Source organism: Amycolatopsis sp. NPDC051372 (assembly GCF_040682095.1).
Lineage (GTDB): Bacteria > Actinomycetota > Actinomycetes > Mycobacteriales > Pseudonocardiaceae > Amycolatopsis.
In genome coordinates this window covers 1-9,497 of sequence record NZ_JBFBAF010000020.1, presented here as the reverse complement: position 1 = coordinate 9,497, position 9,497 = coordinate 1, and the positions used below count along the sequence as shown (strand labels likewise).

12 protein-coding genes are annotated in these 9,497 nt (G+C 69.7%); 5 read left to right on the top strand and 7 right to left on the bottom strand.

Features of this window, described 5'->3' with window-relative positions; genetic code table 11:
• Positions 1-800: 800 nt before the first annotated feature.
• Both AB0M56_RS28000 and AB0M56_RS27995 read right to left on the bottom strand, forming a co-directional pair.
• A complete protein-coding gene (locus AB0M56_RS28000) occupies positions 801-1,088 on the bottom strand; it encodes a hypothetical protein (protein WP_364180924.1) in 288 nt (95 codons plus the stop codon).
• A 114-nt stretch (positions 1,089-1,202) separates the two neighbouring features.
• Positions 1,203-2,090, bottom strand: a complete 888-nt coding sequence (locus AB0M56_RS27995) for a LysR family transcriptional regulator (RefSeq protein ID WP_364180921.1) — start codon at positions 2,088-2,090, stop codon at positions 1,203-1,205.
• A gap of 125 nt (positions 2,091-2,215) precedes the next feature.
• Here AB0M56_RS27995 and AB0M56_RS27990 point away from each other — a divergent pair, with 125 nt between their 5' ends.
• The gene (locus tag AB0M56_RS27990; protein WP_364180919.1) at positions 2,216-3,112 is read left to right on the top strand and encodes an SDR family oxidoreductase; all 897 of its coding nucleotides are present in this window, start codon (positions 2,216-2,218) and stop codon (positions 3,110-3,112) included.
• A complete protein-coding gene (locus AB0M56_RS27985) occupies positions 3,109-3,966 on the top strand; it encodes an LLM class flavin-dependent oxidoreductase (RefSeq protein ID WP_364180916.1) in 858 nt (285 codons plus the stop codon). The genes AB0M56_RS27990 and AB0M56_RS27985 overlap by 4 nt, the downstream gene beginning before the upstream one ends.
• Here AB0M56_RS27985 and AB0M56_RS27980 read toward each other — a convergent pair whose 3' ends face one another.
• Complete coding sequence (locus tag AB0M56_RS27980) at positions 3,967-4,527, bottom strand: hypothetical protein (RefSeq protein WP_364180914.1); 561 nt, start codon at positions 4,525-4,527, stop codon at positions 3,967-3,969. It abuts the gene before it with no gap.
• A gap of 40 nt (positions 4,528-4,567) precedes the next feature.
• The gene (locus AB0M56_RS27975; RefSeq protein WP_364180911.1) at positions 4,568-4,978 is read right to left on the bottom strand and encodes a hypothetical protein; all 411 of its coding nucleotides are present in this window, start codon (positions 4,976-4,978) and stop codon (positions 4,568-4,570) included.
• On the opposite strand from AB0M56_RS27975, the gene AB0M56_RS27970 reads away from it, so the two are divergent.
• On the top strand, positions 4,959-5,276 hold the full coding sequence (locus AB0M56_RS27970; protein ID WP_364180909.1) for a hypothetical protein: 318 nt from the start codon (positions 4,959-4,961) through the stop codon (positions 5,274-5,276). The two genes, AB0M56_RS27975 and AB0M56_RS27970, sit on opposite strands and share 20 nt — an antisense overlap.
• A 51-nt stretch (positions 5,277-5,327) precedes the next feature.
• Entirely contained in the window at positions 5,328-5,771 is a 444-nt protein-coding gene (locus AB0M56_RS27965) for a hypothetical protein (protein ID WP_364180906.1), read from the top strand.
• Between the two features lie 38 nt (positions 5,772-5,809).
• Here the strand turns inward: AB0M56_RS27965 and AB0M56_RS27960 are convergent, their stop codons facing one another.
• The 3 genes from AB0M56_RS27960 to AB0M56_RS27950 all read right to left on the bottom strand — a co-directional run bounded on the left by AB0M56_RS27960 (position 5,810) and on the right by AB0M56_RS27950 (position 9,181).
• Entirely contained in the window at positions 5,810-7,306 is a 1,497-nt protein-coding gene (locus AB0M56_RS27960; RefSeq protein ID WP_364180903.1) for a trypsin-like serine protease, read from the bottom strand.
• Between the two features lie 118 nt (positions 7,307-7,424).
• Positions 7,425-8,255: an SDR family NAD(P)-dependent oxidoreductase gene (locus tag AB0M56_RS27955; RefSeq protein ID WP_364180900.1), complete on the bottom strand. Its 831-nt coding sequence runs from the start codon at positions 8,253-8,255 to the stop codon at positions 7,425-7,427.
• Entirely contained in the window at positions 8,252-9,181 is a 930-nt protein-coding gene (locus tag AB0M56_RS27950; protein WP_364180898.1) for an SDR family NAD(P)-dependent oxidoreductase, read from the bottom strand. The genes AB0M56_RS27955 and AB0M56_RS27950 overlap by 4 nt, the downstream gene beginning before the upstream one ends.
• A gap of 70 nt (positions 9,182-9,251) precedes the next feature.
• On the opposite strand from AB0M56_RS27950, the gene AB0M56_RS27945 reads away from it, so the two are divergent.
• On the top strand, positions 9,252-9,497 hold a 246-nt coding region (locus AB0M56_RS27945), incomplete at its 3' end, for a LysR family transcriptional regulator (protein ID WP_364180895.1).

Sequence of the window (9,497 nt, the reverse complement as noted above, 5' to 3'; positions counted from 1 at the left end):
CTAGGAGCGAACTTGGGTGGGGCGCCGCTGGACATGGCGCAACTGACTCGCTGAAGTTGTGAGGTTCACCGAGCCGTTCGGTCGGGGTCCGCGGGCCGGGGCCCACCGGCCCGGGGCGCAGCTGGAGACGGCGCAACTGCCTCGCTGAGGTTTCGGGGTTCACCGCGCCGTTTGATCGGATTCCGTGAACCCGCGAGCGAACGGCCTGGGGCGCAGGGGAGCCGGCGCGCCTTCCTCGCCGAGGTTCCGCCGTGCGCGCCACCTGTGGTGGGGTTCGGTCGGTCAGGAGCGAACCTGAGTGGGGCGCCGCTGGACATGGCGCAACTGACTCGCGGAAGTTCCGCGGTTCACCGAGCCGTTCGGTCGGGGTCCGCGGGCCGGCGCCAACCGGCCCGGGGGCGCAGCTGGAGACGGCTCAACTGACTCGCGGAAGCTCCGCCATTCACTGCGCCGTTTGATCGGATTCCGTGAACCCGCGAGCGAACTGGCCCGTGGCGCAGGGGAGCCGGCGCGCCTTCCTCGCCGAGGTTCCGCCGTGCACGCCGCCGTGCGGTCGGGTGCGGCCGGCCAGGAGCGAACCTGAGTGGGCGCCGCTGGACACGGCGCAACTGCCTCGCGGAAGTTCCGACTTCACCCCGCTGCTTGATGGGTTCCACCAGCCGCGAGCGAACCTGTGCGGGACATCGTGAACAAAAAGCGCGACTGCCTGGCTGACGCCTGCCGTTCACGCCCTTGCCCGGCCCGACATCCTCGAGCCGCATCCGGCGTGCAGTGGCGGAACAACCGCGCGGACTCCCGAGTCACGCTTTGCGCGCGATCTCCTCCAGCCACCCGGTCACCTTCGCGCAGATCGTGGCCTCGCCGCCGCGCGTGTGTTCCACCAGTTTGTCCTGCGACCACAGCATGGCCGCGACCACGCCGTGGCGCAGCGGCGTCAGGCCGATCTGCCAGGAGCCGTGGCGCCACTCCGCGGTGCTCCACTGGCCGGTCGTGGCGCTGCGCTCGACGGTCCAGGCCGGGCCGGCCGCCAGTTCTGCCACCGTTTTCGGCGCTCGCCACTGCCGCACGGTGTTGTTCTCGGTGCTCATCGGGGGTCCCTCGGGGTGCGCAGGAACGGGGTCGTGTCGCGGCAGCGGCGGTCCGGCCGCGAGAGCGGGGAGTCAGCGCACGGTGGCAACCCTTTCGTTCAACTCCCGTTCACTTTAGCGGCCCGTGAGGTGTGTTTGCGCGTACTTCCGGAAAGCGGCGACGAGGCGGCTGCGGTCGTCGGCGCGGGTGGCGAGCACGACGTGCGCCGGTTCGACGTCCTCCAGCACCACCGACGTCAGGTCGGGACGCAGGAAGCGCACGTCGTGGCCTGCGGAGATGGCCACGGCCTGACCGGCCGCGACGAGCTCGAACTTGTCCTCCAGCGCTTCGATCACGGGCCCGTCGGGCGCCGGGCGGCCGTCGGGCCGTGGTTCGACGCGCCAGTACGCACTCCACGCCGGATCGGTATCGCGCATGCGGGGCAGCGGTTCGTCGGCGATGTCGTTGATGCTCACCGATTCCTTGCCGGCCAGCCGATGATCCAATGGGAGAACAACCACACGCGGCTGGTCGTAAAGCACCGTGACGTGCAGCCCCTCGGTCGCGAACGGCAGCCGGCTCACGACGACGTCGACGCGGTGCTCCAGCAGCGAAGTCGGCACGTCGTCGAACGCGACGTGCAGCGTCTGCACGTCGGCGTCCGGATGCCGGTGGCGCATCTCCCGCACAGCGGGCGTGACGATGAGCCCGCCCGCGTACCCGACGGCCAACCGGCTGGGCTGCGCGGCGGCCCGCGTGCGCGCGATGGTTTGGGCCGCGGTGCGCAGCAACGCCTTCGCCTGCGGCAGGAACACCTCACCCGCCTCCGTGAGCCGGCTGCCCTGCGGCGTGCGGTCCAGCAGCCGCGCGCCGAGCTGCTGCTCGAGACGGCGGATCTGACGGCTCAGCGAAGGCTGCGTCACGTGCAAGGCCTCGGCCGCGCGACCGAAGTGCTTGTGCTCCGCGACGACCGTGAAGCAGTGCACCAGCCGGAGGTCGAGGTCGACCGAATGTTCGGGCATGTGGCAATTCTACCTGCGGTGATGCGCGAAGCGTATTGCGCGATGCGAAGGTTTCATTGGCCGATGTGCGGAAACTGACGGCAGGCTGGAAGGACCAGAACATCCCTTGTTTGAGGAGCAACACCATGCGTGTGTTTGTCACCGGCGCGACCGGGTTCATCGGCACCGCGGTCGTGCGCGAGCTGCTCGGCGCCGGCCACCAGGTGCTCGGCCTGGCCCGCTCCGACGCGTCGGCCGCCAAGCTGACCGCGGCCGGCGCCGAGGCCCACCGCGGCAGCCTCGAAGACCTCGACAGCCTGCGCACGGGCGCCGCCGCGGCCGACGGCGTGATCCACACCGCGTTCGTCCACGACTTCAGCGACTTCGAGCGCTCCGTCGGCACCGACCGCCTCGCGATCGAGACGATCGGGGAAGCCCTGGCCGGCACCGGCCGTCCGTTCGTGATCAGCTCCGGCACCCCGGCCACCCCCGGCGGCGTGGCGACCGAGGACACCATCCCCGAAGGCGGCAGCCTCGCGGCCGGCCGTTTCGCGTCGGAAGAGATCGTGGTTTCGTTGGCCACGCGGGGAGTTCGCGGCTCCGTCGTGCGGCTGCCGCGGTCGGTCCACAGCGACGAGGACCGCCACGGCTTCGTCCCCTTGCTCATCGAAACCGCCCGCACGCACGGGGTTTCGGCCTACCCCGGCGACGGCGCCAACCGCTGGCCCGCCGTCCACTGCCTGGATGCCGCGCGCCTCTACCGCCTGGCCCTCGAGCATGCCCCGGCGGGCACGCGCCTGCACGCCGTCGGCGATGAGGGCATCCCAGTGCGCGAGATCGCCGAGCGCATCGGCAAGCACCTCGGCCTGCCGGTCGAGTCCGTCCCGGTCGAGCAGGCGGCCGAGCACTTGGGCTGGCTGGGCCCGATCTTCGCCGCGGACATGCCGGCGTCGAGCGCCCGCACGCAGGACTTGTTCGACTGGCGGCCCACTCATCCCGGATTGCTGTCCGATTTGGACGCCGGCCACTACTTCTCCCGATGATGGCGACGTTCGGAGCCGGCCCGGTCGGCGTGTGCCTGCCGGTCACCTTCACCAGCACTCCTTCGGCCGACGACCAGCGCACCGCCGTGCGCCGCCTGGAACGCGCCGGCTACCACGCGGCGTGGACCAACGAGGTCATCGGCAAAGACGCCCTCGCCCAGCTGGCGGTGCTCCTCGGTGCCACCGAGTCACTGGCGTTCGGCACCTGCGTCGCCAACATCTGGGCCCGGCCGCCCCAGACCGCGCACGCAGCCGCTTCCTTCCTGTCGCAGGCTTTCCCGGGCCGGTTCACGCTCGGCCTCGGCGTCGGCTACCCGCAGCAGGCGTCGAATGTGGACCGTCCGTTCGGGACTCCGCTGGCCACCATGCGGTCCTATGTGGAGGGTCTGGCTGCGGAAGCCTCGCCACCCGCCCCGGACGCCCCGTACCCGCTCATCCTGGGCGCCAACGGCCCCAAGATGCTCACCCTCGCCGCCGACCTCGCCGACGGCGCGCTCCCCGCCGGCCTGCCTCCGCAGCACACGGCTCTTGCCCGACGGGTCCTGGGCCCGGACAAACTCCTCGTCGTCGCGCAATCGATCGCGGACTCGTTCGAGACGGCCCGCCAAACCGTCTCGAACTGGCTCGGCCGCACCGCTTTCCGCGCAACACTCGCGGATCTCGGCTACCCGACCGAGCCCACCGACGATCTGGTCCGGACCCTCGTCGCGTTCGACGGCCCGGACCACGTCGCTGCCGCCGTCCAAGCCCACCTCGACGCCGGCGCCGACCACGTCACCCTGCTTTCCCCAGTGGGCACCGAATTCGGCCCGGGCATCGACCACCTCGTGTCGCTGGCCCCGGCGCTGCGGTGATCACAACCTCCCGGCGACGGTCTTCGCCAGCGCGGCGTAGGCGTCGAGGAACGCGTCGCTGGGAGCGCGGCGGAATGCCAGCTGGGCGATCCGGATCCGGCCGTGACTCCGTTTGGCGATGGTGACGGTGGTACTGCCTAGGGGGGTGGTGCAGTAGACGGCGTCGTCGGTGAACGGCTTGGGCTCGTCGGCGCAGCCTCGCGCCGAACCCTGGAAAGCGGCCTCCGGCGAGTCGAATCCCGGCGCATCGCCGACCCCCAGCTCCACCAAGCTGGCATGCGAATCGAGGGCGCGGTGATACGAGCAGGCGTACAGCGTGACACCGCGCTGCGTTTCGGGTTCTTCCTCGGTACTTTCGAAGCTGTTGCCGTCGGCGAGCTCATGCTGGACTTCACCCGAGTCCAGAAACGGACACGCCGCACTGAGCCGCTCCGGCGACGCCGCCGCCACGAACGACGTCGTCGTCGGTCCCTCCACTGTGGTCGCCGCACCGCCGGCGGCGCACCCCGCGGCGGCGACTCCCGCGAACGCGACGGCGACCAGCCTCGTGGGCCACCGCATGCCTTTTTCCACCAGACCCGGCCTTGTGCTCATCGCCCGATCACAACCGCTCGGTGAGGCTTTTGGCCACGCTGGTGTACTGATCCGCGCGCGTCGGGTCGGGAGCCAGGTCGCCGGTCACCATCGCGATGCGCATCTCGCCATGGCTGAACTTGACGACCGCGAGGTAGGTGTATTCGTACTGGTCGTGTTGGTAGTCGCAGTAGAACGCGTTGCCGGGGAGGAACTTCGGCGCGCCGCTGCAGATCGTGGCCGCCGTCTTCAGCGAGGTCTTCTCCGACCGTTCCCCGGGCGATGCGAAGACGACCAGGGTGCCGGCCGGCTCGTGGCTGCTGGTGCGCAGGTATTCGCAGGTGTACGAAATGGCGTTGCCGTCTTTGTCCGGCGCGTCTTCGTCGGTGATCAACTCGCGATCGCCGGAGAACGCCCGCTTGTACTCCGCTGAGTCCAAGAGCGGACACGCCGCACTCAACCGCGCCGGCGACGCCGCCGCGACGAACGTCGACACCGTCGACGGCGGCGCGCTGGTCTTCGTCGTGGTAACCGCGCTGGTAGTCACCGGGCTCGACGTCACGGCAGGTCGATTTGCCGCGGTAGCCGAACACCCCGCGGCGGCCGCCACTACGAAGGCGACGGCGATGAGTCTTCTGGGCAAACGCATGTCCCGAATCCTGCCCGATCTTCGGGGAGATCCCGGTCTCGGATATCCACTCGTGATCATCCCAATTGTCCCTTTAGGGGCGCTGTAGGGTGGTCCGCGCTCCCGAGGAAACGCCTCGGCCAGGCAGAAGGCTGTGTTGATGAGGTTTGTTTCGCTGCGTTGGGACGAACGCCACCGGGCAACGGAGTTCGACGCTCAGCGCTACCTGGCGGAGCTTCCGGCCCTGGCCGGTCGGCTCCCCGCCGGAGCTCGGGCGTTCGCGCTGGACGCCGGCCATTACGACTTCTACGGCACGACCTGCGTGAAGGACCTGACGATCTCTGCGGCGCTCGCCGATCCAGGAGCCAACGGGTCACTGAAGATCAGGTTCGAGCCCAACCGATGGAAGCACGACTCGGGGCTGACGATCGAGTACGAGAACGTCACCGGCCTGTCGTTCTCCACCGATTCCACCCCGGATCTCCTCGGTGCGGTCCTCCTCGACGAGATCCTGCCGACCGACACCGGGTGTTCTCACGAAATCGCGTTGCGGCACGGTTCCGTGACCGTCGAATGCGGGGATCTCACCGCAAAATGGGGGTGACCCCGCGCCCATGAAAGGCCCGGGGTCACCCCGTCAACTCATGCCTTCGGCTTCGTCAAGCCGCATCCCGCCAACGAAAGATCCACTGTCGACCCAGCCCCGAGGCAAGCCGGAATCCCGACGGTCTGCTGTCCGTAGGACCGGCCCATGTGGACAGTGACCACACCGTTGTCGTCCACCTCGCAGGGGTTGTCCACATCGCACACCTTGCCCAAGGCGTTGGACGTGTTGTGGATGCCCACGACCTGGCCGGTGTGCGGGTCGAGCACGGGCGAGCCGGAGTCGCCGCTGCCGGGGGTGCAGTCTTCGCTGTACTGGATCGCGTTGTGCTGCGTGTATCCGCCCTCGCGGAGTTCCGGGACGATGTTCGCGACCGAACATGCCCAGGCCTTCCGGTGTGTGCCCGAAAGCACGTCGAGCTGGTCGGCCTGCTGGGGTTCGCGAGTGCCGAGTTCGAAGACCTTCGCGCCGGTGGCGGCGAGCTGCGCGTAGGTCTTGTCCACTTGGTACAGGGCGACGTCGGTGCCGGTCATGCTGGCGTACAACAGCTTCGTGGTGCGCAGGGTCGCCTTGATCGCACCCGACGCGGACAGCACTGCGGCATCGCGGGCCTCCGTGCGCTCCGTCACCGCGGAGCCCACGGCGGGGTGGTCGCCGGCGATGCAATGGCCGTTGGTCAGCAGCAGGCCGGGGTCATCCGGACTGGCCCCGGCCTTGCGGACCAGCGATCCCGCGCACGAGCGCAGGTTGACGGCGCCCTCGAGCGTCGGGTGGCGTTCCGCGATGGTTTCGCGCACCCAGCCGGCGTACGCGGGCACGTTCGTGTAGATCCCCGGCCCGTTGTCGCCGCCACTGACGACACCCGCCAACGTCCAAGCGCCGCCTTCCTTGACGAGCGCCGGGCCACCGGAGTCCATGTTGGTGGGGCCCACCTTGCCGTCGAGTGCGCCGATGCACAGGTCGCTGAGCGAAACCTGACAGGTCGATGTTGGTTGGACAACAGTGTCGGCCTCGAGCAGGTGGTCGGGGTAGCACTGCGGGGCGGACTGGTTGCAGGTCATCCCCCAACCCATGATGCGCGCGCCCGTGCCTGGCGTCGGGGCCTTCGCGCTGATCTTGATCGGCGAGGCCTTCGCCGGGTGCGCCAGCTTCAGCAGCGCGATGTCCTTGCCGAAGATGTGCGGGAGGGTGCCGTTCGAACGTCGCACGAACTTCTGGACCGCAATCACCTCACCTCCGGACGTCGCGCTCACCGAGCCCAGCCGCACCGACCAGTCGTGCGGGTAACCGACCTGGGTCTCGAGATCGTTGCGCGCGCAGTGCGACGCGGTCACCACCCATTGCGGCGCGACCAGCGTCACCCCGCACACGTGCCCGTCGGGCCGCGGCGAGTCGGCCGGCCGGTTCAGCGACCCGGTGAACGGATACGCACGCGGCGATGGGACTCCGCCAACAATCGCTGATGCCGGAGCAACACCCAACGCGGTCACGGACAACGCTGCCGCCACGACGGCCAGCACACTTCGAAGTTTCAACGGGCTCCCTCTCACCTGTGGATCACAGCACCCGCTCAGACTCCTCACCCTGTGTGCGCGCACCTCGACCGGAACGTCACGATCCTGTGACAGCGCCCGCTGTCGCTTTACGACCACGCTAGCCCGGCGCCCACGGCAACACGGCTCCGTAGCGGATCAGCTGGCCGTAGTGATCGGGGTCCGTGGGGGAAAGGGCGAGGTCGAGGAGCGGCACCGCCGCCGCGGCCGGAGTGGGGGCCGTGCTGACGTCCCACCAGAGCGCCGACGTCGGCGTGTTCATCATTCCCGGACATACCGCCGCGAGCAGGATCCCGCGTTCCGCGTCGCTCGCGCGGCGCAGCGCGGCGAGCGCACGCACAGCCGCCACCTGCCCGATCTTCGACGGGATGTTCACGAACCCGGGCCACGCACCGGCGCGGGCGCTGCCGTCCGCGACCGCGTCGCGCCAGTTCGCGACGGCCTTGTCGACGTCGTCCAGCGAGGCCAGGCCGTCGAAGCGATCGTGCAGGACGGGCGCCAGGTAGTGCAGCGTGCCGAGCGAGCTGGCGACGACGAGCAGCTTGCCGCCGTCCCGCAGCAGCGGGGCGAACGCCCGCAGCAACCTCGTCGTACCGAAGTTGTTGACGTCCGTGTAGGGGCCCACGATCTCCCGCGGGTCGTCGTCGGGACCGACGCGCATCACGGCGTTGCCGAGCACGACGTCGACCCCACCGTGGCGATCGCTCAGCACCTTGGCGAGCCGGGTGACGGACGCGGGATCGGCCACGTCGAGCAGTTCACCTCTGACCGTCGCCCCGCCCGCCGGCAGCGACTCCACGGCCTCACCGACCCGGCCGAGATGCCGTCCCGTGAGGTAAATAGTGTCCTGAGTGGACAGACGCTGCGCGAGCCCCTCGACGAGCGCCAGGCCCAGCCCTTGTGTGGCTCCGGTGACCAGTGCGACGGTCACGCTCGCACCAGGGCTTCCGTGAGCTCCCACAGCCGCGCGGCGCCATCGGGGTCGAGGGCATAGCGCGCGACTCCGTGCAACTGCGGTGCGTCCCCGCGCCGGTCGATGGTCGGCGTCTCCGTGCAGTCCACAAAGTACCGGCCGCCGATGCCCTCCAGCAGCGGTGACGTGGCGACCAGGACCGACGTCGCCGCACCCTGCTCCGGGGTCTTCATCAGTTCGAGAGGGACAGTTCCGCTGCCGCGGCCGCTCGTGTGGCGCTGCAGGTTGGTGAAGATCCCGCCCGGCATGACGGCGTTCGCCGTGATGCCGTCCCGAGCCCAGCGACGAGTGGCCTCGACGGCGAACAGCACGTTGGCCGTTTTGGACTGTCCATAAGCGAGCCACGGATCGTAGCGGCGGAAGGCGAAGTTCACGCCGTCGAACACCACCGGCGAGAGCTGGTGCCCGCTTGAGCTCACCACGACGACACGCGCCGAGCCGCCTGCGGCCAGCGCGGGGTGCAGTCCGGTGGCGAGCATGAAGTGCCCGATGTGGTTGGTCGCGAACTGCCACTCCCACCCCTGCTCGGTGTACTGCTCGGGGCTCGCCATCACGCCGGCGTTGGCGACGAGGACGTGCAGTGGACCGTCCCAAGTGGACGTGAAGGCGGCGATCGAGGCGGGGTCGGTGAGGTCCAACTTCGCGACGCGCACCGCAGTGCTGCCGGTGCTCGCGGCGATGTCCTTCGCCGTGCGTTCGCCGGCGGCGACGTCGCGGACGGCCAGGGTCACCTCGGCGCCGGTCGAGGCCAGGGCGCGGGCGGTCTCCACGCCGATCCCGGACGACGCCCCGGTCACCACCGCACGTCGCCCGCTGAGGTCGATGCCTTCGGCCACCTCCGCCGCTGTGCTGGCGAATCCGAAGGGAGTCTGGATCAAGGTCATACTTTCACGCTAAACAGCCACAGGGCATGCTGCCAGCGAAAGTTCGTCAAGTCTGGTATGCGTAACCATCATGGCCTTCACCGACGCGTCGCTCACCGCGCTGCGGGTGTTCCGTGAGGTGGCCGAGCGGGGCTCGTTCACCGCCGCGGCCGCCGCTCTCGGCTACACGCAGTCCGCCGTCTCCCGCCAGATCGCGTCACTGGAGCGCGCCGCGGGCACCCCGCTCGTCGAACGCCGCCACGACGGCGTGCGTCTCACACCCGCCGGACGGCTGGTCGTGCGCCGCGCCGCCACCGTCGTCGACGAGGTGGACGCC

Coding starts and splice junctions, on each gene's coding strand:
- AB0M56_RS28000 (WP_364180924.1), bottom strand. CDS start 1,088: ATGAGCACCGAGAACAACACCGTGCGGCAGTGGCGAGCGCCGAAAACG.
- AB0M56_RS27995 (WP_364180921.1), bottom strand. CDS start 2,090: ATGCCCGAACATTCGGTCGACCTCGACCTCCGGCTGGTGCACTGCTTC.
- AB0M56_RS27990 (WP_364180919.1), top strand. CDS start 2,216: ATGCGTGTGTTTGTCACCGGCGCGACCGGGTTCATCGGCACCGCGGTC.
- AB0M56_RS27985 (WP_364180916.1), top strand. CDS start 3,109: ATGATGGCGACGTTCGGAGCCGGCCCGGTCGGCGTGTGCCTGCCGGTC.
- AB0M56_RS27980 (WP_364180914.1), bottom strand. CDS start 4,527: ATGCGGTGGCCCACGAGGCTGGTCGCCGTCGCGTTCGCGGGAGTCGCC.
- AB0M56_RS27965 (WP_364180906.1), top strand. CDS start 5,328: ATGAGGTTTGTTTCGCTGCGTTGGGACGAACGCCACCGGGCAACGGAG.
- AB0M56_RS27950 (WP_364180898.1), bottom strand. CDS start 9,181: ATGACCTTGATCCAGACTCCCTTCGGATTCGCCAGCACAGCGGCGGAG.